The organism is uncultured Serinicoccus sp., assembly GCF_947487915.1.
In the GTDB taxonomy this organism is placed as follows: Bacteria; Actinomycetota; Actinomycetes; order Actinomycetales; family Dermatophilaceae; genus Ornithinicoccus.
In genome coordinates, this window is record NZ_CANKYH010000001.1 from 18,564 (window position 1) to 40,529 (window position 21,966).

Annotated in this window: 13 protein-coding genes; 4 read left to right on the forward strand and 9 right to left on the reverse strand. The window is 75.3% G+C overall.

The genetic code is table 11. The annotated features are described in order from the left end of the window. Positions 1–34: 34 nt before the first annotated feature. Entirely contained in the window at positions 35–1,144 is a 1,110-nt protein-coding gene (locus Q0795_RS00085; RefSeq protein WP_298885157.1) for a histone-like nucleoid-structuring protein Lsr2, read from the forward strand. A 41-nt stretch (positions 1,145–1,185) separates the two neighbouring features. On the opposite strand, the gene Q0795_RS00090 is transcribed toward Q0795_RS00085, so the two are convergent. The 8 genes from Q0795_RS00090 to Q0795_RS00125 form a co-directional block, all read right to left on the reverse strand. Continuing rightward, positions 1,186–2,265, reverse strand: coding sequence for a GNAT family N-acetyltransferase (locus Q0795_RS00090; protein WP_298885159.1), 1,080 nt, complete (start codon positions 2,263–2,265; stop codon positions 1,186–1,188). A gap of 5 nt (positions 2,266–2,270) precedes the next feature. Beyond that, on the reverse strand, positions 2,271–3,890 hold the full coding sequence (locus tag Q0795_RS00095; RefSeq protein WP_298885161.1) for a hypothetical protein: 1,620 nt from the start codon (positions 3,888–3,890) through the stop codon (positions 2,271–2,273). A 17-nt stretch (positions 3,891–3,907) separates the two neighbouring features. Beyond that, positions 3,908–8,650 carry a hypothetical protein gene (locus tag Q0795_RS00100; RefSeq protein WP_298885163.1) on the reverse strand — a complete coding sequence of 1,581 codons (4,743 nt, stop codon included), beginning with the start codon at positions 8,648–8,650 and terminating at the stop codon, positions 3,908–3,910. Beyond that, the gene (locus Q0795_RS00105) at positions 8,647–11,502 is read right to left on the reverse strand and encodes a hypothetical protein (protein WP_298885165.1); all 2,856 of its coding nucleotides are present in this window, start codon (positions 11,500–11,502) and stop codon (positions 8,647–8,649) included. Before Q0795_RS00105 ends, Q0795_RS00100 begins: the two co-directional genes overlap by 4 nt. Continuing rightward, positions 11,495–14,707: a delta-60 repeat domain-containing protein gene (locus Q0795_RS00110; protein WP_298885167.1), complete on the reverse strand. Its 3,213-nt coding sequence runs from the start codon at positions 14,705–14,707 to the stop codon at positions 11,495–11,497. Before Q0795_RS00110 ends, Q0795_RS00105 begins: the two co-directional genes overlap by 8 nt. A gap of 102 nt (positions 14,708–14,809) precedes the next feature. After that, positions 14,810–15,331 carry a hypothetical protein gene (locus Q0795_RS00115; protein ID WP_298885169.1) on the reverse strand — a complete coding sequence of 174 codons (522 nt, stop codon included), beginning with the start codon at positions 15,329–15,331 and terminating at the stop codon, positions 14,810–14,812. 138 nt (positions 15,332–15,469) lie between these two features. Then, positions 15,470–16,120: a response regulator transcription factor gene (locus tag Q0795_RS00120; protein WP_298885172.1), complete on the reverse strand. Its 651-nt coding sequence runs from the start codon at positions 16,118–16,120 to the stop codon at positions 15,470–15,472. Further along, a complete protein-coding gene (locus Q0795_RS00125) occupies positions 16,117–18,108 on the reverse strand; it encodes a GAF domain-containing sensor histidine kinase (protein ID WP_298885174.1) in 1,992 nt (663 codons plus the stop codon). Before Q0795_RS00125 ends, Q0795_RS00120 begins: the two co-directional genes overlap by 4 nt. 221 nt (positions 18,109–18,329) lie before the next feature. On the opposite strand from Q0795_RS00125, the gene Q0795_RS00130 reads away from it, so the two are divergent. Both Q0795_RS00130 and Q0795_RS00135 read left to right on the forward strand, forming a co-directional pair. Continuing rightward, entirely contained in the window at positions 18,330–19,076 is a 747-nt protein-coding gene (locus Q0795_RS00130) for a hypothetical protein (protein WP_298885176.1), read from the forward strand. Positions 19,077–19,159: 83 nt separating this feature from the next. Further along, positions 19,160–20,155: an SDR family NAD(P)-dependent oxidoreductase gene (locus Q0795_RS00135; RefSeq protein WP_298885178.1), complete on the forward strand. Its 996-nt coding sequence runs from the start codon at positions 19,160–19,162 to the stop codon at positions 20,153–20,155. On the opposite strand, the gene Q0795_RS00140 is transcribed toward Q0795_RS00135, so the two are convergent. Next, a complete protein-coding gene (locus tag Q0795_RS00140; protein WP_298885180.1) occupies positions 20,145–21,326 on the reverse strand; it encodes a zinc-dependent alcohol dehydrogenase in 1,182 nt (393 codons plus the stop codon). The genes Q0795_RS00135 and Q0795_RS00140 overlap by 11 nt on opposite strands. A gap of 120 nt (positions 21,327–21,446) precedes the next feature. On the opposite strand from Q0795_RS00140, the gene Q0795_RS00145 reads away from it, so the two are divergent. Continuing rightward, positions 21,447–21,929, forward strand: a complete 483-nt coding sequence (locus Q0795_RS00145) for an SRPBCC family protein (RefSeq protein WP_298885181.1) — start codon at positions 21,447–21,449, stop codon at positions 21,927–21,929. The last annotated feature ends 37 nt before the right edge of the window (positions 21,930–21,966 follow it).

Here is a 21,966-nt window from a genome sequence, read left to right on the forward strand (position 1 = left end):
CTGTCGAGACACCCGACACCGACGCGGCTGCGGCATGAGCCGCGGTGTGAGCCTGGCCATGAGCCGCGGTGGGAGCCCGGCCGAGGGCCACGGCATGAGCCGCAGTGGGAGCCCGGCCGAGGGCCACGGCATGAGCCGCAGTGGGAGCCCGGCCAAGGTACGAGGCATGAACCGCGCGGCGGCATACCCTGACCTCGTGCCGGACGACTTCCTCATCGCCCACAACCCCGAGGACGGCTCGCGGCTGCCCTACCTGCTCCGCATCCCCCTCGGGCCCGACGGCATCGTGCTCAAGGCCAAGGAGACGTGGCCGCGGACCGGCAAGGTCTACTGCCACCGCGCGACCGGCTGGCCGAGCGAGCCCGACCTCGTGGAGCGCGTCCCGACCCGTTCGTGCGTGCGCCGCGGCGCCAGCATCGACCTCGTGCTCGACCGCGGCCGGGAGAACCGCTCACAGTTCGTCCTGACCCGCGCCCGCGGCCGCGAGGCGGTCTTCTGGCAGACCGCGCGCACTGCCAAGCAGGCGCGGCCGGCGGTGAGCCTCCCCACGGCGCGCGGCTCGGGCATCCCCACCCTGAAGATCGTCGTCGACAGCCACGAGCGGTATGCCTGGTCCTTCGACCACCAGCAGGTCACCACCCGCCGCGACGGGCTCCCGGCCGGCGACTACGCGGTCGAGGTCGCCGGCCGCATCCTCGCCTCGGTCGAGCGGAAGAGCCTGGTCGACCTCGTCTCCACGTTGACCAGCGGGCGGATGCGCTACCTGCTCGCCGACCTCTCCTCGCTCCCCACCGCGGCCGTCGTCGTCGAGGACCGCTACTCCGCCGTCTTCAAGCTCGAGCATGTCCGCCCCGCGGTCGTCGCCGACGCGCTCGGCGAGTGCCAGGCCCGCTTCCCCGCCGTGCCCATCGTCTTCTGCGAGACCCGCGCGCTCGCCCAGGAGTGGACCTACCGCTTCCTCGCCGCTGCGCTCGCCCACGCGGGCGAGGAGAGCCACGTCGACACCGAGGCCACACCGTTCACCTCGGCGCGCGCCGCCAGCCCCGGCGAGATCCGCGAGTGGGCGCGACAGCACGGGTATGCCGTGTCCGACCGCGGGCGCATCCCGCGCGAGGTCCGCGACGCCTACGAGGCGAGGCGGTGACCGCTCGTCGTGCGGGAGGGCGGGCACCACAGCTCCTGCACCTATCCGCCGGTGACCCGCGCGATCTCGGCTGGTGCCAGGGCGCTGCGCGGCAGGGCCAGGCCGACGCCCCAGCGCATGGGCGGCAGGGCTGAGACGAAGCGCAGCTCCGTGGGGTCGCTGCCGAAGAGCGCCCGCTTGACGCCGTTGACCGTGGGCCCGAGCTGCGCCGTCCGGCACCCGAGGTCGCGGGCCAGGGCCATCGACTCCAGCAGGACGTTCTCGTAGGCGTGCACCGTGCCGCCCGGGGGCCGGGTGAACGCCCCGGACAGCAACGAGAGGGTATGCCCGCTGTGCCACCACGAGTGGTAGCCGACGGGCCGGCCGTCCAGCACGGCGACGACGTGCCAGGCGTCCGGGGAATCAAGGGCGCTGTGGGCGCGGACCATCTGGGGGTACAGCTCGACGAACGGCGGGTTGAGGGGCCGAGACACGGCATACGCCCCGAGCAGCACCTCGCGGAGGTCCTCGGGCAGCGCCCCCTGGATCCGGCGGAGGGTCCCGCCGCGACTGCCGAACCGGCGCATCTTGCGGGACAGGTTCCGGTGCCGCTCCAGCAGCGACGCGTGCCCGGTCTCCCGGACGGACACCCTGCTGACCCCCAGCCCGCGCGTGCCACGTGAGGAAGGCGGCGGCCGATCGGCCCGGTCCTCGACCACGACGCCCAACAGCTGGTGCCGACGCAACCAGCGCAGGGCCTGGTCGCGGAACTCGTCCCGGTCCACCCCCTCGACCACCAGCCCAGGGCTGGCGTGGCCGTCGGTGCCGAGCGACGTGCGCTCCCAGTACCAGATCGAGGGCCCCCGGCGGATGGCCGACCGGACCGGACCGGGCAGGCCGAAGCTCGGCCCAGCATCGCGGCAGAGGAAGACGACCGCGGCCCCGCGCAGGTGGCCGTCAGGGCCGAACCCGCGCAGGACCATCGGCCGGGTCCACCGGCTGCTCACGCCGACCGTCGCTGACAGCACGTGCAGCAGCGACGGGCCGGACCCGCACCGCACGAGGTCCTCGGCCAGCAGATCGCGCTCGTGCCCGGTGAAGGGCGTCGGGGTCAGCGTGAAGTGCCACGTCGTCGTCGCCACGGTGCCTACTCCCCCGACCCCGCGACCGGCTCAGCGACGTCGAAGCGCAGCCGCCGTGCCGGGGGCGCGGTCAACGGGCGGCGTCGCCGCTCGACCCACAGCACCGGGTCGCCCGCAGCCGTCCTGGCGAGCTGCCAGCGCCGGACGAGCTCCATCCCGGTCGGCGGCACCGCCGCCGGGACGATGCGGTGCACCTCGCCGGGGCGCCCGGCGAGCACGTCAGCCTGCGCCACGTCCAGCCGCGTCGGGGGCGACGTCGAGTAGTCCGCCAGCCGGCGCTGCACGAAGGACACCCCACCGGGCTCGTCCTCGATCGTGTACGGGATCCAGTGCGGCTGCGCACCCTCCCCCGGCACGTAGACGTAGGCCTGCGGCTGGGTCGTGTCCCCCGGGGGCGCCGGGATCAGCGACTCCCCCGGGGTCCCGTCACCAGCCCCGCCTCCGTCGCCACCTCCGTCCCCACCAGCGCTACCGACGGCGGCAGCAGCCGCGTCGAGGCTCCCGACGTCCCGCCCCCGGAGCCGCCGCTCGACCGCCCACACGACGTTGCTCGCGTCGTCCACCCCGAGCTGCACGTGCTCGAGGAGCTCACCCGCCAGCGGCCGGGTCGCCACCTGCCACAGCAGCAGGTCCGCGACGTCCATCCCGCTGACCCGGAAGAGCGTCCACTCCGGCCCGGCCGGCGGCCGCAGCCCGGGCCACCCGCCGTCGACGTGCTCGCCCTCCCCGCTGCCGTCGCTGCTGTAGCGCAACCCGAAGGAGTCGGTGACCACCACCCGCCCGATCCGCACCACCGTCCCGGCGGTCGCGGGGACGGGCACGTCGAACCACTCGTCGCGTTGAGAGAAGAACAGGGCCGTCATGAGCGAGGTCGCCGTGTGCGCGGCGTCCGGCGGCACCGCCCCGATGTCCGCGCCGGCGTCCTCGATCTCCCACAGCCCCCAGCGCGGCATACCGGGCATCTCCAGGCGGGTCGGCAGCTGCCGGTGATTCCACTGCTCGGGAGGTGTCGGCTCCAGACTCGGCGCGGCGCCCGCGTCGACCGTCCACCAGTCCACCGACCCGCCGCGGTGGCGGGACACGTGCAGCGAGACCTCCCCGGTCCGGAACGCGTCCTGCCGGTCGTAGACCAGGGCCCGGTCGTCCCAGCTCGGCTCGACCTCCTCCGGCACCTCCCCGAACTCCTCGTCGGGTATGCCCAGCTCGCCCCGGCGCCGCCACAGCGCCAGCCCGTCCCACGCCCCGTCGAGCGCCTCGTAGGGCGGCGGCAGGTCGCGCAGCCGAAGCCCGCCAACCTCGGGCAGGACTCTGCCCGCCGCCGCCACCCGCGCACCGACCCGGACCCGGCGTCCGGTCGTCCACCCCTCGCCGGCCTCGGCCTCCACCAGGGCCTCCGCCGGATGCATGCCCGCCTCCCGCCCGGTGTCGACGTGCCGCACCAGGGTGCTGCTCCCCTCCAGGAGCACCTGCACCGGGGTGGAGGCGTCCTCTCCCTGGAACTCCCCCATCTGCCACTGGCGGGCCACGAACCACAGCGGGTCGTGCACCCTGCCGCGGACGGCGTCGGCGAGGTCCCCGACCGGACGGGGGTCGAGGCGGACGCTGCGGCGAGGGGGTAGGGGCATGGGTCTCTCCGTCCGTCTCAGCCGTACGCGCCGCGGGAGAGGACGGACACGGTGCTGCCGTCGTCGTCCGGCAGCCAGGTGGTGCGCAGCACCCGGTCCAGGACGCCCAGGTCGGGGACCTGCGCGGTGCGGGCCACCATGAGCGTTCGGGTCTCCCGCAGGATCTCGCCGAGCAGTTGCTCGTCCAGCGGCATCCCCGCCCGGGGCGGCACCGCCAGCAGGACGAGGTGCGGTGCCCGGGCCGCGGGCACGTTGAAGCCGAATGCTGCGTGCGTGTCCCGCACCCGGTCCGGGACGACCTCGCTGAAGGCGTCGACGAGGCCCACCGCGACCAGGTCGTCGCCGTCGCCGTTCCCCTCCACCGCGCCGGCGTGGCTCAGGGCTACCGCCAGCCGAGGCACGTCCCGCTGGTGCCCGGGCCTCAGCTCCTCTCCCGGGTCGGGAGGGTCCGTCCGGAGCCGGACGTTCTCCGCGACCGCGGCCCGCTGCCACGGGTCCCCCGGGCTGCTGGACCAGGCCTCGAACGGCGCACCGGCCCCGGGTCCCGCTCGCAGCACCCCCAGCTGCACCGCCTCCACCCGCGCCAGCGGGCGCCGGACCGGGGCCACCTGCGTCAGCCACTCCTCCTCCAGCGCCGTGTCCGGGCCGACGAGCCGGGCCCTCGCTACCAGGTCGCTGCGCCGCCACCGGGCCAGCACCGGCAGTCCGCCCTGCGGGCTGACGAGCCGGGAGAGCGCCTGCGCGAGGGTATGCCCGCCGCCCGGCAGGTCGGACCGGTGCAACTCGTCGAGCGCCTCCTCGGTGAGCGGCGCGTCGACCCCCCGCAGCCGGCCGGGTCGGGGTGCCGCGTCCTGCCGGGCCCGTAGCTCCCGCGCGACGGACCGGGTCAGGGCCCGCAGCGGGGTGGCGCCGGCAGGAGGGTCGACCCCGAGGACGGCGGCCCGCAGGCCCGCCGCGTCCTGCGGGGTCCGGTCCGGCAGCACGCCCCAGCTCGCGGCCCGCCGCACCGCCGCCCGCCGGGAAGGGGTGTCGCCCTGCGCCCCGGCCGCGACGGTCGCCTGCTTCCGGGCCTCCACCAGGTCCCGGTGCACGACGGCATAGCGCGCCCGCAGCTCCTCGGCCGCCGCCGACCCCGTCACCTCCTCGCGTCGCTCGGCCAGGTCCCGCTCCAGGGCAGGGGCGCCCAGCACCCGGCAGAGCCCCTGCAGCCGGGCCAGCTCCGGCGGGTCCACCACCCGGCACCCGGGGGCACCGACCGCCACCCGCACCGCGCGGTGCCGCTCGCGCCGGCCCTGCCCGCCACCGCCGTGGTCGTCGCTCCCGCCGATGGTCCCGGCCTCGTCGTCCCCCTCGACCAGGCCCAGCACGCTGCCCAGCTCGTCCCGGACCACCCACAGCGTCGGAGCCGGCGCGGGGACGGGGGTGACGGCATATCTGCCCGGGGTGCCACCAGAGCGCCGCCACGCCGCCCGGACCAGCGTGGCGACCTGCTCCGGGTCGCGCTCCTCGAGGTCCACGGCGGTCAGCCCCAGCGTCGCCGAGGTGGGCGTCCCGACCACGACGCCGTCGCGGCGGGTGAGCTCCCAGGCCAGGTTGGCCTCCGTCCGCACGTCCGCGGCGAACGTCCCCTGGGCGGCCTCGGAGACACCCGACCCCCGCGCGCCCATCGCGCTGGCCGCCAGGGCGCGCAGCTGGTCGGGCGACCAGGCCAGCGCCTCCACCGGCGTCAGACCGAGCTGCGCCAGGGTCACCGACGCGGTCCGCTCGTCCTCGAAGGTGCCGGTCCAGGTCCACCCGGTGCCGAGGACTCGCTCGAGGTAGGCCGTCACCGCCGGCTCGGCGAGCGCCGCCGCCCCCGGCGCGACCCCCGCGACGGGCGCAGGGCCGGCGTCAGGCAGCACCGAGAGCACCACCGTGGCGACCTCGAGCCCCGGGGCCGGGGTCGCCGGGAAGCGCAGCTCCGGGAACGGCCCGGCTCCGGCAGCGACGTCCATGGCCGCGGCCGTCCGGCCCGTGCTGCGGGTGGTGGTGGCGTGGACCCCCTCCAGCTGCACCAGGTCGGCGAGCGTCTCCAGGGCCGCCCGCAGCTCCTCCAGCGCCTCCCGCTGCTCCGGGCCGAGGACGACCGTCGGTGGCGGGGTCGGGCCGAGCAGCCCGGCGAGCGCCTGCTCCCCCTGGCAGACCACCCGTGGGTCCGGGTCGTCGGGGTGCGAGGGCCAGGTGGTGCGCAGGGTGGTGAGCAGGTCGTACCAGGAGGGCGTCGCGCCGTGCTGCACCCCGTCGAGCACCACCTGCTCCACCCGCAGCCCCAGCGCCTGCTCCAGGAAGAGCCCGTCGCGCAGGTCGTCGGCGAGCTCGAGCGCCAGGCGCACGCGCCGGCTGGTGACCGCCATGTCCCACGGCACGGTGCCGCGCTCGTTGACCTGCCCGCGGGCGGCGGCGACCCGGAACCCGTCCCGGGCGACCGTCGCTGTCAACGTCTGGTCCAGCGACGGGGTGTGCAGCAACCCGGCGCTCGTCGGCCCGTGCGTCCCGAGGAACGGCCCGCAGACCCAGCCGTAGGCACCCAGCCGGTGCCGCGCCCCGCCGCCGTCGACGAGCCGGCGGAGCCGGCGCCACGCGAAGGCCGTCACCCACGGGTCCACCCGGGTCGAGGTCGTCTCCAGGGTCGCGGCGAGCGCCCGCTCCACCCGGTCGGCGACGCCCGGGTCGGGCTCGAACGGCGCGGGGTATGCCGTGGAGCCGGGCGGCGAGGCACCCGCGGCCGCGTCGACCGGCTCGAGGGGGTCAGAGCGTCCGCGGTCCAGCAGCCGGGCCAGCTGCAGGGCCGCGGTCACCTGCGGGTCGTCGGCGCCGGGGTCCCCCTCGACGACCGGGCGCACCAGCGTCTCCAGCTCGCCGTCCCGGCGCCACCGGTTCGCGGTGAGGCAGGACTGCAGCAGCAGCCGGGCCAGCAGCGAGTCGGGGGCGCGTCGCAGCCACGGGTACTCCGAAGCGTCGCCGCCGTCCTCGTCCCACAGCTCGACCCGGCCGTGCTGAGGGAGCTCGAAGAGCTCGCGCAAACTCGTCGGCCGACGCCCGCCGCCGAGCTCCAGCCGGCCCAGCTCGGCCCGGCCCAGGGTCAGGTCGACCAGCCACGGCAGCGGGACGCTGCGCGCCTCCCGCTCCCGGTGCGCGTAGGCCGCGTGCGGGTGCCGCAGCAGAGGAAGCCCCAGGCTCGTGTCCCAGAAGCGCACCGACACGTCCGGGCGTCCGGCGGCGTCGTGGCGGACCGGCAGCCCGAGGGCATCGAGCGCGTCCACGGTCCCCGTGGCCAGCTTCTCGGCCCCCTCGACGTAGTCGTACAGCGGGAATCGGCCGAACCCCACCTGCCGGTAGACGGTGGAGACGCCGCCGCGGGCGAGCAGCGCGGCATACCGGGCCGGGCCGGCGCCGCGCACCGTGCCGTCCGGTCGCAGGTGGGCGTGCAGGTCCGCCACCGACTCGGTGAGCACGAAGCGGAGCCGCTCCAGCCCCGCGCGCAGCTCGCCCGGGTCGTCGTCCTCCGGTGCCCAGCCGCCCAGCCAGGTCACCGGCAGCAGCCCGTAGGGGTCCTCCCCCACCCGGAGCGAGGGCAGCGGCCCCTCCGGCGAGAGGTGCTCCAGCGCCCACCCGGTGAGGGCCGCGGCGACGGGCAGGTCGACCTGCCACTCGTCGACCAGCGCGCCGCCCCAGAGCGCCGGCCACAGCGCCGCGGTGAGCAGCCGGGACAGGCCGGTCCCGGGGAGCGGGTCGTCCGGCAGGGCCTCCGCGGCCTCCCGGTCCCCCAGCCCCGACCAGCCGCCCGGAGCCGCGGTGAGCGGACCCGCGACGGCCGGCAGCCTGGCACCGACGACGAACCGCTGCAGGGCGTGGTCCAGGCCCGGCACGGTGCCGATGGTGCCCAGCACCCGCGCCCGCACCGTCGCCCACCACCCCGTCACGTCGGCCGCACCCGGCCCGGGTGTGGTCGCGGTCGGGTCCCCACCGACGCTGTTCGTCGCCGCCCCCAGCGGCAACGGCCCGAGCCCGCCGGTGAGGGCGTGCGCGGCGAACAGCTCGGCCGGGCCCTGCTCCCCGAGCCCCCAGACGACGACCCCGCCGAGGGTGTCCGGTGTCAGCCCCGGGGGCAGGTCGTAGATGCCGAGCAGGCCCAGAGACCGGGCACGCCCGGCGTCGGTGAGCCAGCTCGTGGCCAGGTCGTCCGGCCCGGCCGGGACGGGGAGCTCGAGCGGGTCGGGGATCGTCGTCTCCGCCGGCTGGGCGTCGTCCGGCAGCGAGCCGATTCGCTGCAGCGCCTCGGAGCCGTCGCCGGCATAGGTCCACACCGCCACCGCGAGGCGCGGCGGCATACCCCGCACGACGGAGACCTCGGGCAGCTCACCCTCCGGGGGGTCGAGGGGCACGGCGTGCCACGCTCCGTCCTGGCGCACGCCCCGGGTGGCCGTCGCCAGCCAGGCGGCCCGCGCCGGCCCCGTCGCCCGGGCCAGGGTGCCGAAGGCGTCGCGCACCCGGTCGCTGTCCAGGTCGGCCTCCCGCAGGCGCCCGGAGTGCCGGACGGCCCGCCAGAAGACGGTGGCCGCCTCGAGCTCGCCGTCGCGCACCTGCGGGTCGTGCTCGTCGACCGCGACCGGCTGCGGCACCACCCGCACCCGCAGCCGCCACCGGTCGTCGCCCGGGGCCGGGGGGTCGAAGAGCGTCTCCAGCTGCAGCGGCAGCAGGACGCCGACGTCGCCGCTCACGGTGTCCCTCCGCCCTGGGCGCGCAGGTAGGTGCCGCTGATGGCGACCCGGGTATGCCGGTCGATCGCCATGGCGGCCACCTTCGCGCTGCTGAGCTGGGCCAGCAGCGTGGTCAGGGTCACGGGCGGGTCGTCGTCGGGTCGCGCGCCGAAGCGGGTCTCGCTGGGCGGTTCGTCGAGGACGACGAGGTAGTCGTCCAGCTCGCCCGGCGGCACGTCGAAGACGAAGAAGACGGTCTCCGGTCCGAGGCTCCCGGTGAACGCCGGCGGGATCCAGGCCCGGTCGGCGTGCCAGAGGGCGAGCAGCTCGTCGTCGTCGAGGTCCGGCGCCTCGAACTCGGGAGGGTCGGCCAGCCGGCCCTCGGCGAAGACCGCCTGCAGGTAGACCGACGTCCTCGGGTAGCGGCGGAACAGCGAGGTGCGGAAGAGCACGACCAGCTGCTCCGCCGGAGGCTCCACGGGCAGCCCCGGCGGGAACAGGTGCGTCCGGTCCCCGAGGTCCGCCTGCGCGTCCCAGGTCTGGATCGGCAGCACGTCAGGGGTCCGCTCCCCCGACACGGCGTCGACCGGCGCGAAGAACATCCTTAGCGGGGTGCCGTGCCGCCCGACCGGCAGCCCCCGCCACCGGGCCTCGGCGAGGAACTGGGTGTTGAGGCCGACGAGGAAGGCGCTGATGAAGGCGGGGTTGGTACGCAGGGCGAGGACGGTGTCCGGCTCGAGCGTCTGGGCGCCGGGCAGGAACCAGTCCGGTTCGTGACTCCGCAGCAGGCTCCAGGTGGGCAGGTCCAGCCCGAGCGGGAAGCGGGGCGGGCCGAGGTCCGCGAGGGGCAGGCCGGTGACGCGCTCGCCCAGGGACACCCGGGCCGGGGCACCCGCGCGGCGGGGGTCGAGGGCGTCCTGCAGGGCCCCGGACAGCCCGACGGGGTCGATCCGCACCCGGGTGTCCGGCACCGGGAGCCGCAGCGGGACGCGGGACTCGGGGACGAGGCATTCGAGCAGCCGCTCCTGCAGGACTCCGAAGACCAGCTCCTCCTCACCACCGGCGGCGACGCCACGGGCGAAGAACCGCACGGCGGAGGGGTCCTGGCCGCGGTCCGCCACGAACTGCTCCAGCTCGTCGCCCAGCGGGCCGTGCGCGTCCGCCCGGACGGCGGCATCACGCATGACCGCCCCCCAGCCGCACCGCTCGTGGATCATCGGCAGGACCTCGTCGACGAGGTCGCGGGCGCGCTCGGCCACGGACAGGGCCGACTCGACGAGCCACCACGGATCGTCCGGGCGGGCGCCGCGACCACGGCGGTAGTCCCGCCCCACTCGCAGGGCTTCCTGGAGCAGCTCGGTGAGGAAGGCGGTGGCCCGGTCCGCCAGCTCTGGGTCGCCGCTGGCCATCTCCCAGGCACGGGTCGGGTCGAGGTATGCCTGGACCGCCTCGTCCTCGGACCCGCCGCGCGGTGCCGGCGCGGGGGCCGGGGTCACCGCCGCCCGCCACAGGGCCGCGGGGTCCTCGGTGCGGTCGAGCAGCCGTTGCGCGGCGCCGGTGAACATCTCCGGGACGAGCGGGCTGCCGTCTCCGGAGACGGTCTCGGCGAGCACCCGGCCGGAGCCGTCGCGCAGCCGCGCGGCCTGGGGGGCGAGCACGGCGAGCCGGGCGACGGGGTCGGCCGGCAGCGAGCGGTGCCACAGGTCGCCGGAGAGGGCCAGCCCCGCAGCGGCCCGGGCGATGAGCGCGGTCGCCTCGTGCAGGGCGCCCGCCTGCTCCACCGCGGCCCGCATCAGCTCGTCCTGCGCCTCCACCCCGACGGTCACGCCGGTCCCGGCGTGGATCCGGTGCCGCGGGTCCTCGTAGAGCTGACGCACCCATCCCGGGGGCATCTGCTCGGGGAGATCGACCCAGGGGGGCCCGTACTCGGGAAGCCCGAGCAGGTCGGGGGTCCCCGGCGGGACGGGCAGGTCGTGCAGGGAGCGCAGGTGCGCGGTCACCGACCGGACCTCGTCGTCCGGCGACGGGGTGGCGTCGCTCAGTGCGGACAGCGCCCCCCGGACCTGGAGGAAGACCCGGGTGGCAGGCCCTCCAGGGTCGTCCCCGGGGAGCCGGGCGGTCAGTGACGCCTGGCCGATCCCTTCCGGGTCGCGCAGCCGGAGGGCACGGCAGAGGCTCTCGAAGTCCCCGGCCTCCCCGGTGGCGAACCGCCAGCTGTCCAGCACCGGGACCGGACCGCCGACGACCACGCCGTCGTCGTCCCACCGGTCGGCACCACCGGGGCCGATCGTCGGGACGAGCACCGCGAGGTATGCCGTCTGCGCCCGCAGCCGGCGCAGCGACAGCACCCGGGAGAAGCGGTCCGGTGCGCGCTGGCCGATCGTGACGCGGTCCTTGGCCTCGTCGTCCGGCACCTGGACGTGGGCCCACAGGTGCGACCTGACGAGCGGGTAGTCCTGCAGCAGGGAGGCGGACAGGGTGGCGGACCGGCCGGAGACCTGGATCTCCTCCGGCGTGCCGACGACCAGCGCCAGCCACGGCCGCAGCTGCCCCTGCTCCGTGGGAAGGACCGAGTAGCGCCAGGGCAGGTCCGGTGCGTGCAGGTCGACGTGCGGGAACTTCGTGTCCTCGGCGTCGGTGACCCCCGGCGCCGGCGCCCGGTGCCGGATCGCGGAGGGTGCGAGGCCGACGACGTCGGCACCGGAGCGCAGGGTGAAGCCGACCCCTCCGGTGGCCGGCTCGCCCGGGCCGGTGCGGGTGGAGTCGGTGAGCGTGAGGTCGAGCCGGCCGGCGCGCCGCCCACCGACGGCCCCCGTCGCCGCGGCCACGACGGCGGGCTGGCGCCAGCTGGTGAAGACGAGCTCGTCAGCCATCGAAGACCCCCGTCAGGGAGACGACGGGGCTCGACGCCGCGGCGGCGACCAGACCCGCGTGCCGGGCGGTGCTCGACGCCGAGGCGGCGGTGAACGGCATACCGAAGCCGTCGAGGGTGCGCTCCCCCACCCGCCACGGCTCGGCGACCACCCCCACCTGCGGCTCCTGGGCGGCGAGCGCGGGACCCTGCGCTCGCTCGACCAGCGTCGCCAGCCGGTCTGTCGACAGCCGCGCCGCGCGCCCCAGGAACGACTGCCGCTCGGGCAGGCGGATGACGTCGGTCGTCAGCGGAGCAGGCTCCCTGTCCCCGGCGGGTTCGAACTCCCCGCCCACGCCCACCCTGAACCCCGAGATCGCCTCGACGAAGGTGGGGGTGGCGAGCTGGTGGGCGTCCGAGAGGTCGGCGAAGGTGCCGTGCGAGAAGCGGTCGTGCTCCGGGGTCGTCTGCCAGCCCGCCACCTCGACGTGCAGCGTCCGGGCCGGGGAGAGCGGCTGGCCCTCGGCGCGCTCGAGCAGCTGCTGGAGCGGCACCCGCTTCTGCTCCCAGACGAGGGCACCGACCGGGACCGCCAGCGTCGGGTCGGCCGCACCGGGAGCGAGCTCGACCTCGGGGTCGGTGCCCTCCGCCCGGAGGTTCTCCTGGCGGGACAGCTCACCCTCGAGATGCCGGGCCAGGTTGGTGATGGTCTCCAGGTGCTCCGGCGGCGAGCTGTCCAGGGTGATGGTGACGCTCTTGCTGACCTTGACGAGCACCCGGACGCTGCCGCGGGCGTGCAGGACGAGGGGGCCCGGGCCGGAGAGCTCGCCGAGGACGCGGATGCTGGCGAACTCGACGCCGGCAAACTCCGCGGCCATGCCGGCGTCGATGCGCGCGGTGAAGAAGAACGGCTTGAGCTGGATGAGCGCGTCGAACTGCACCCACCCGTGGACCTTGATCGGGCCGATCCTGATGCCGGCCTCGGTGCGGGTGCCGAGCTGGTAGGAGGTGGAGGTGACCGCGAGGTACATCTCCTGGCGCAACCACACGACGCCGAGCGAGACCGACGCCCCGGCCCGCGGCAGCGCGGGCACGGTGAGCCCGCGGGCGTCGAAGCCGGGGTGGAACCCGCCGACCGAGTAGACGAAGAACGGGCTGGCCCCGACGCCGAGCCGGAAGGCGATACCGCCGGTGATCCGGATGATGCCGAGCACCGTGGAGTCCACCAGGTGGCCGTCGAAGAACAGCAACTCCTGGGTCGGGTCGACGCCACCCACGAAGTCGAGACGCAACCGGACCAGCGCGAAGTCCTCGGTGCCGACCACGTAGCGGCCGGTACCGGCCACGAACACCTTCCCGGAGGGGACCTCGAGGAAGAGCCCGAGGTCCAGCCTGAGGAGGTACAGCCAGTTGAGCTGCAGGGTGGGCCCGACGACGTGGCTGCCGCGGGCCGCCGGGAACAGGGTCCCGAGCTCGCCCAGCAGCCGGGGCGCGTGCCGGACGGGGTCGTCGGTGAAGAGCACGTCGCCGGAGGTGCCGTCGCCGAGCTTCTCCCGGAGCCGGTCCAGGTCGGCGCGACGGTGCGCGCCGACGAGCCCGCCGAACCCGGAGACGGCGAAGCCGAAGCCCACCTGCAGGCCGGGCACCGGCAGCCGGATGCCGATGAGCAGCACGACCGAGGTGGCGCCGTCGGGCAGCTCCTCGAGGACACCCCAGGCGAAGGCGCCGATCCCGAGGATCCTCAGCGACAGGGCACCGCCGTGCACCCGCGGCCCGAGGCGGGCGAGGAAGCCCCCGCCGGAGACCGGGCCGGAGTCCAGGGCGACCCCGATCCCGGTCGGGGGCAGCAGGCCCGCGGTGCCGCTCGTCCACCTCCCGACCCAGGCACCTGCGCCCGTCACCGTCAGCGAGACCGGGCCCAGCTCGGCCCGGGCCGACAGTCGCATCAACGCCCGCAGGTACACCGCGTCGGTCCCGACCTGCAGCTCCAGCCGGGCCAGAACGGTGGGGACCCGCAGGCCTGCGCCGGGCCCGCCGACCAGCAGGTCGAGGGCGTGCGTGACCTCCACCCCGAGGTCGGCCCCGACACCCCCGGAGGACAGCCCGGCGCCCTGGAGGAAGGCGGTGCGGACCTCGGTGGACACGACGAAGGCCGGTGGCAGCGGCAGCCCGCCGGCCACCGGCCCGAGGACGTCGGCGCCCAGGGCCAGACGCACCTGGCCCAGGCTGAGCAGGAGCGTGAACAACGGTGTCTCCGGCTCGCTGCGCAGGACCACCCCGAGGCGGACCTGGCCGAGCCCCACGTGGGTGCCGCCGCGGTCACCGACCAGGAAGGCGTCCGCGCCCGGCGCGGTCTGCGGGGTGACGTGCACGCCGACCGGACCGGAGGAGCGCACCGCCGGGTCGAGCACGTCCCCGCCGGCGCCGAGGGCGATCCGGGTCTGGCCTCCGCCGGCCGCCTCCACGACCAGCTGCCAGCCGGGTGCGAGGGTGACCGGGCCGGTGGGCGCCTGGCCGGCCGGCAGCACCGCGGCGACGGCGAGGTCGCCCAGGTCCCCGGGCTGCAGCGGCAGGTCGGGGCCGGTCGCGACGAGATGCACGCCGGTGGCCGGTGGCGTCCGGGTCAGCCCTCCGGCGGGCAGCGGGAGGTAGACCGGTGAGTTGACGATCGCGACGAGGTCCCCCAGCCCGGACCCGTCGCCGGTGGGCAGCGCGGTGAAGCCCTGCCGGGCATACTCGAGGCGGAGCAGCGCACCGGGGTCACCCAGCAGGAGCAGCAGCAGCACCTGCAGGGACTGGACGTCGCCGAGCCCGTTGACCCGGCCCGCGAGGGCGGTCAGCGCGACCGGCCCGGGGTCCTGGGTGAGCCCCCGCAGGCGGTCCCACCGGAGGCGCAGGTGGCGGACCTGGGCGGCGCTCCCGCCCGCTTCCCAGGTGACCTCGACGACGCCCAGCAGGGTGAGGGCCTCGGCCACCCGGGGCAGCCTCAGCTGCAGCGCCCGGACCGCGAGCGTCTCCCTGACCGCCACGTCGGTGACCTTCGACCGCAGCAGGGCCCACCACCGGTCGACGCCGGGACCGCGGGGGTCGGTGCCGACGGACAGGTCGTCCAGGGAGCCCTCGCCGAGGGCCGCGAGGCTCGTCGGGAGCGGGGGCAGGCCGGGTGGCGGTGGCTGCCGGAGGCAGTCCCCGAGGGCCGTGCCGAGGGTGGCGAGCAGGTCGGCCATACGTCCACACCAGGAGAGGGACCGGAAGGGTGCGCCGATCCACGGGACCGAGCGCCAGCCCCGGCGGTCAGGTCCGTCGGGAGACGATGCGTGAGAGGGACGCTAGTCCTGTCCCGTCCACGGTGTAAAGGGGTTCTCGGCGAGTCGCGCGGGCCACGCGGCTCGCTCCAGGTCGTCCGCCGCGAGGTATGCCGTGAGCGCCAGCGTCTCCTCCGGCGTCAGGTGCAGCGGGTTGGCCGCCCGGCCGAGCCGGATGAGCTCGCACCCGGACAGGACCGGGTCGTCCTTGAGCACCTGCCTGGCGACCGGCTGCCTCAGGGACACGGCGGCGTAGCGCACCTCCGGCTTGTCGGAGCCCTCCGCGGGTTGCACCGGGTGCGTGACCCGGCCGAGCTCGACGATGCCAGGCGCCTTCTGGCCACCGAGGTAGCGCACGACGAGGTCGCCCGGCTCGACCAGGCGGGTGCGGTAGGTGCGCGCCAGGCACCACTCCTGCGGCACCGGTCCAGGCGCCGCCGGGGTCGATGTGCGGGCGATCGAGGTCGACGTGACGGTCGTCGGAGTTCCTGTCCCGGCGTTGCCCCGCACGACCCAGCAGCCGACGTCCTCCCGCTCGATCGGCACCCGCACCCCTTCCCGGCCCGCTCGGAGCCGCCGACTCTCAAGTCTAGGAAGACCGCCGATGTCCCGCCACCCTGGACCGTCCTGTCGCCGGTGTGGAACGGCGCTCCCCTGCCGGCACGGCAACCCACGGGGCGCAGCTCACGGCCGCCCCAGCCCCAGCCGTCTGGCCTGCGCGATCGCCCCTGCCCGGTCGGCCGCCTGCACCTTCTGCAGGATCGTCGACACGTTGTTCCGGACGGTCTTGGGCGCGAGGTGCATCCGGACGGCGATCGCCTGGTTGCCCAGGCCCTGAGCGACCAGGTCCAGGAGCTGCCGTTCGCGGACGGTCAGCTGCGGGAAGGGTGCGCCCGAAGGCCCTGCGCAGCCGTCCCCGGTGAGCTGGGCGAGGATCCGGTGCGCCACCTCCGCCCCGAACACCGCCTCGCCGTCGGCGACGGCGGTCACCGCACGGATGACCTCCTGACGGTGCGCCCCCTTGAGCAGGTACCCCGCCGCACCAGCCCGGATGGCCGCGAACAACGACTCGTCGTCCGCCTGCATGGTGAGGATGAGCACCCGGACCGACGGATGGTCGCGCACCACGGCCTGCGTCACCTCGATCCCGGACAGGCCCGGCAGGTTCAGGTCCAGCAGCACGACGTCCGGGGTGCACCGGCCGACCGCGGCCACCGCGTCCTCCCCCGTCCCGACCTCCCCGACGATCTCGATGCCGGGCTCGTCCTCGAGTGCTGCCAGCAACCCCTCCCGGAAGATCGGGTGGTCGTCGACGAGCAGCACCCGGGCCGTCATCCCTGTCCACCTCCGATCGGGATCCGGGCGGCGACGGTGGTGCCGCCGCCGGGTCGTGCTCCGGTGACCAGGGTCCCACCGAGCTCGGCGGCGCGCTCCCGCATGGACACCAGCCCCACGCCGGACGCCGCGTCCGTCAGCCCGACGCCGTCGTCCTGCACCTCGATCAGCAGCCACCCGTCGCGGATCTGCAGCTGCACGAGGCAGGTGCCGGCCCGTGCATGCCGGACGACGTTCGTCAGGGCCTCCGTCACGATCCGGTATGCCGCCACCTCCACCGCGGCGCTGCCCACCTCCAGCGTCGGTGGGCAGCGCAGGTCCACCTCCAGCCCAGAGGCTGCCAGGGCATGCACGTGCTCCCGGACCACCCCCACCAGGCCCAGGTCGTCCAGCGCCGGTGGCCGGAGACCGTCGACGACGTCACGGACGCCCTGCACCGACTCCTCGATCTCCGTGCGCACCTTGTCCAGCAGTGCGTCCACCCGCGGGTCGTCGCTGACCCACCGCTCCCGCAACGCGTCCACCTGCAGGGCGGCGGCTGCCAGCGTGGGGCCGATGCCGTCGTGCAGGTCGCGCCGGACCCGGAGACGCTCATCCTCCCGGGCCCGCACCAGACGCTCCCGTGACTCCTGCAGGTCCTCCGCCAGCCGAGCCACCCGCACCTCGCCGGCCACCTGCAGGGCGAGATCCTGCAGCAGCTGCACCTCGGCCGGGGAGAACGCCGCCTGGCCCGGCCGCCGGCCGACGACGAGCACCCCCTCGTGCCGCCCGTGCGCCACCAGCGGCAGCGCGACGGCACCCTGGGGTGGCAGGTCACCGGCAGACCCGAGCAGGACGTCGACGAAGGGCAGCCGCAGCGCACTCCTGACCGTCTCGGTCACCGTCGCGATGAGATCCTCGACCGCCGTGGTCCGCTCCAGGCGTGCGGCCAGGTCGGCGAGCACCTGGTAGGGCTGGGCGCGATCGCCGTAGAGCGAGCGTTCGACCACCCGGTGGAGCCAGGCCTTCACCGGTGCGAGGAGGACGGCCACCGTGGCGCTGGCCAGCAGCGATGCGGCGCGGCCGGCATCGGCCCCGAGGAGACCGGTCGCCAGGGCGAGGGTGGCGAAGTAGGTCGCCAGCACGATGCCGGTCAGCACGGCATACACGATGGTCAGGTCCAGCACCGCCGCGATGTCGAACAGACCGGAGCGCAGCACCCCCACCCCGGTAGCCACGGGGACGGCCGCGATGCCGACCGCCTCGACGACGCCCCCCACCCAGTCCGGCGCCCAGGGGACGAGCACGAGCGCCACCACGGCCGCGAGCAACGCGACGACAGCCCCGAAGGCCAACCACAGGAGCCTGGTCCGCTCCGTGCCCCAGGAGCGGCGCCACGTGAGGACCAGGAGGACCAACGCGGCGAGGGTGACGCCCAGCAGGCCGACCGCGGCCAGGTCACCCAACCGCCTCGGCCACGAGCCGGCGGCCTCCACCGCCAGCGGGCTGGTCAACCCCAGGTCGGTGTCGACCGGACCGGAGGCGAGCGCGTACCCGGTCAGCATCACGACATACCCCACCCCCGAGCCGACCAGCAGGCTGCGGCGCCACCGAGGGGGAAGGGCGACGGGGAACAGCAGGAGCGCCAGGGTCGAGGCCAGGGTCCACGCCGTCCCGAGGCCGACGTTGCCGAGCAAGCTCGCCCAGGCGGCCGCATCTGCCCGGCCGGCAGCCAGGTGGTGGCCCGCCAACACCTCCAGGGCTCCGCCGGTGGTCTGCGCCAGCCCGATCGCGAGGTAGACCCAGCCGATGGCCAGACCAGGCCGGTGCCAGACCAGCAGGGCGCCGACGACCGGGAACACCAGGAAGCTGACGAACCAGGCACCGTCACCGAGGGAGAGGCCCCCCGGCCCGAGCCAGCCACCCACCCTCAGCACCCCGGCGGCCAGCACCACGGTCGCCGCGGCCAGCGCCAGGCCCACCGCTCGTCCGGTGCTGGCGCGGGTCACGGCGCACCTTCTTCCTCACCACCGGCGTCGACCGGTCCCGCGACCGGCGTGGCGGTATGCCTGAAAGGTACCGCTGGCCGCGTCCCGGGTCACAGGGACAGACGTCCCGACTCGGAGGGCCCAGGCTCGGGCAGACCCGGGACCACTGCCGCTGGGGCTCGGGACGGCGTCCAGACGACCGTAGGACCGACCACCCATCTATCCCCAGGAAGGGTTCTCCCATGACCACCCCGACCACTCCGCGCTCCGACCCACCACCGACCCAGCGGCCAGCGCCGACGACGCCGGTCACGTCGACCCCGGACCGCGTGCGTCGCGCTCAGCGCACCGCCGCCTGGGCCGGCCCCCTGTGCGTCGTCGCCGGGGTCGGGACCTTCGCGCCCGAGCCGCCGGAGGCAGGCACCGACCCCGCCGGGATCCGCAGCCACGTCGAGCAGCAGCTGGACGTGCTGGCGGTGAACGCCGTCTGTGCCCTCGTGGTCGCAGCAGCGCTGCTCGTGCTGGTCTCGGCGCTGGCGAGTCTCATCGAGTCGCACCGACCCGACAGCCTGGCCGGCCGATACGTCACCGGCGTCGGGGTGCTCTCCGCCGCACAGCTCGTCGTCTTCGCCTCGGTCTACGGCGTGTGGGTGTTCGTCGACCCGGTGGCCTCGCTCGACGACGCCACGGTGGTGACCCTCTTCTCGGCGGGCGCGTTCGGCGACTCGTTCGGGTCGCTCACCCTGGTCCTGACCTGCTCGATGGTCGCGCTCGTCTCCTGGTCGGCGCTGCGGTACCGCTTCCTGAGCCGCCCCGTCGCGGTGTTCGGTCTTCTGGTCGCCACGGGAGAGATCGTCTCGCTCGGACAGCTGATCGTCGCGAACCCCGTGTCCTCCACGGGCATGTACGTGGCGATCTTCGGTTGGTTCCTGTGGCCCGCCGTGGTCGGCCTCGACCTGGGGTTCCGGCTCTTGCGTGGTCGCCGCTGACACCGTGTCCGACGCACCGGGCCCGCACCGAGGATCTGTCGATCCCGGTCGCGGGCCCGCGGGTCAGTGCATACGGTCGGCAGATGGATCTCTCCACCCGACCCGTCTCCCTCGTCGCGGGAGGCTCCCGCGGCCTCGGGCTCCTGGTCGCCCAGGAGCTGGCGCAGCGCGGCTACGACGTCGCCGTCTGCGCGCGACACCTCGAGGAGACCCGGCGCGGCGCCGAGATCGCCGAGACCCGCGCCCGGGAGCACGCCGGGGCGGACGCCGGCCGGGTCGTCGCCTACGAGTGCGACGTCGCCGACCGGGAGGCCGTCCAGGCGTGGGTCGCCCAGGTGGAGAGCGACCTCGGGCCGGCCGAGGTGTGCATCCACGTCGCCGGGATCATCCAGGTCGGCCCCGCCGAGACGATGACCTTCCACCCCTTCGACCAGGCCCTCGGCACCATGCTCCTGGGCCCGCTCAACACCCTGTGGTCGGTGCTGCCCGGCATGCGCGAGCGCGGGCACGGCCGGCTCGGCGTGGTCTCCAGCATCGGCGGGGTCGTCGCCCCGCCGCACCTGCTCCCCTACTCCACCGCCAAGTTCGGCGCCACCGGCCTCACCCAGGGTCTGGCGAGCGAGCTCTCCGGCACCGGCGTCACCGCCACCACGATCGTGCCCGGCCTCATGCGCACCGGCTCCCACGAGAACGCGCAGTTCACCGGCGACCGCGCCGCGGAGTATGCCTGGTTCGCCCCCGCCGCCTCGCTCCCCCTGCTGTCGATGGACGCCGAGCGCGCGGCCCGCCGGATGGTGGACGGCGTCCTGGCCGGCCGGCCCATGGTCGTCCTCACGCCGCTGGCCAAGATCGGCATGCGCGTGCACGGGCTCATGCCCGCCACCACCGTCCGGGTCATGGGCCTGACCTCCCGGCTGCTCCCCGGTGCCCCCGCAGACCGCGACGCGGCCCGCCCGGTGACCGGGCGGACCGCGGCGCAGCAGCTGGGGTCCGGCGTGGTGAGCCGCCTCACCACCCTGGGCCGCCGGGCCGCGGAGCGCTTCAACCAGCGCGGCCCGGGGTCGGCCCCTACGGCGTGAGCACGACCTTGAGGCAGTTGTCCTGCTTGTCGTTGAACGTCTGGTACATCTCCGGCGCCTGCTCCAGCGGCACCCGGTGGGTGGCCAGGTCCTCTAGGCCGAGGACGTCCTCGGCGCCGCTGACCAGCTCGTAGAGCTCGTCGGTCCACCGGCGCACGTGGCACTGCCCCATGCGCATCTGGACGCCCTTGTCGAAGAGCTCCATCATCGGCATCGGGTCCGCCATGCCGCCGTAGACGCCGCTGATCGAGACGGTGCCGCCGCGGCGCACCGCGTCGATGGAGGCGTGCAGCGCCGCCAGCCGGTCCACCCCGGCGGTCTCGATCGCGGTGCGGGCGAGGGGCTTGGGCAGCCGCTTGGCCGCCGAGACCGCGGCACCCAGCACGGGGCTGCCGTGCGCCTCCATGCCGACCGCCTCGAGGACGCCGTCGGCGCCCCGCCCGTCGGTGAGGTCGCGGATGGCCCCGCCCACGTCCTTGGTGGTGGCCAGGTCCACGACCTCGGCGCCCCACTGGGCCGCCAGCGCGTTGCGCTCCGGGATCCGGTCCACGCCGATGACCCGCAGGCCACGGTGCCGGGCCGCGCGGACGGCCAGCTGCCCGACCGGGCCGAGGCCCATGACGGCGAGGGTGCCGCCCTCGGCCACGTCGGCATACTCGATGCCCTGCCAGGCGGTGGGGAGGATGTCGGTGAGGTAGAGCACGCGCTCGTCGGCCAGCTCGGGGTCGACCCGCACCGGCCCGAAGTCCGCGTGCGGGACCCGGACCAGCTCGGCCTGGCCGCCGGGCACCGCGCCGTAGAGGTCGGTGTAGCCGAACAGGCTCGCACCCTTGCCCTGGTCGACGTTCTGGGTGGTCTCGCACTGCGCGAACAGGCCGCGCTCGCACATCCAGCACTTCCCGCAGCTGACGTTGAACGGGACAATGACCTTGTCGCCGACCTGCAGCGTGTCGACGGCGCTGCCCACCTGCTCGACGACGCCCATGAACTCGTGCCCGAGGATGTCACCGGGGTGCAGGTAGGCCGCCAGCACGTTGTAGAGGTGCAGGTCGGAGCCGCAGATCGCGGTCGAGGTGACGCGCACGATCGCGTCGGTCGGGTCCTGCAGGACGGGGTCGGGGACTGACTGGACCGAGACGTCCTGGAGTCCTTGCCATGTGAGTGCTCGCATCCCTCCACGCTAGGAGCCTGCCCAGGCGCTCGCGCGGTGAGCCGACACGGGGGTGGGGGCCGGGACCTCCCGTCGGCCCACCGACCCCGGGCCGCTGCCCCGGTCTGCGACGATCACGGTATGAGCTCCCTCACCTACGCCGAGTCGGTCACCGTGCGCGCCACCCCGGAGGACCTCTACGACCTGGTCTCCGACGTCACCCGGACCGGCGAGTGGAGCCCGATCTGCACCGGCTGCTGGTGGGACGAGGGCGCCACCGGCCAGGTCGGCGACTGGTTCACCGGCCGCAACGAGACCCCCGAGCGCACGTGGGAGACCCGCAGCGAGGTGGTCGCCGCCGAGCGCGGCCGCGAGTTCGCCTGGCTTGTCGGCGGCGCCTACGTCCGCTGGGGCTTCACCCTCGAGCCGGTCGAGGAGGGCACGCGGCTCACCGAGTCGTGGGAGTTCCTGCCCGCCGGTCTGGCGATGTTCCGGGAGAAGCACTGCGACCGGGCCGAGCACGAGATCGAGGTCCGCACCCGCGCCGCGCACGCGGGCATCCCGGTGACCCTGGGCCGGATCAAGGAGATCGCCGAGACCGGCGGCCGGCCGGGGGCGCCCTGAACGGACGCCGGCCCGACCGGCCAGGAGACGGCATACC

What these genes read in the sequence shown, in the direction of transcription:
- Q0795_RS00135 (WP_298885178.1), top strand. Translation starts at nt 19,160, where the DNA reads ATGGATCTCTCCACCCGACCCGTCTCCCTCGTCGCGGGAGGCTCCCGC.
- Q0795_RS00110 (WP_298885167.1), bottom strand. Translation starts at nt 14,707, where the DNA reads ATGGCCGACCTGCTCGCCACCCTCGGCACGGCCCTCGGGGACTGCCTC.
- Q0795_RS00145 (WP_298885181.1), top strand. Translation starts at nt 21,447, where the DNA reads ATGAGCTCCCTCACCTACGCCGAGTCGGTCACCGTGCGCGCCACCCCG.
- Q0795_RS00095 (WP_298885161.1), bottom strand. Translation starts at nt 3,890, where the DNA reads ATGCCCCTACCCCCTCGCCGCAGCGTCCGCCTCGACCCCCGTCCGGTC.
- Q0795_RS00120 (WP_298885172.1), bottom strand. Translation starts at nt 16,120, where the DNA reads ATGACGGCCCGGGTGCTGCTCGTCGACGACCACCCGATCTTCCGGGAG.
- Q0795_RS00130 (WP_298885176.1), top strand. Translation starts at nt 18,330, where the DNA reads ATGACCACCCCGACCACTCCGCGCTCCGACCCACCACCGACCCAGCGG.
- Q0795_RS00105 (WP_298885165.1), bottom strand. Translation starts at nt 11,502, where the DNA reads ATGGCTGACGAGCTCGTCTTCACCAGCTGGCGCCAGCCCGCCGTCGTG.
- Q0795_RS00085 (WP_298885157.1), top strand. Translation starts at nt 35, where the DNA reads ATGAGCCGCGGTGTGAGCCTGGCCATGAGCCGCGGTGGGAGCCCGGCC.
- Q0795_RS00140 (WP_298885180.1), bottom strand. Translation starts at nt 21,326, where the DNA reads ATGCGAGCACTCACATGGCAAGGACTCCAGGACGTCTCGGTCCAGTCA.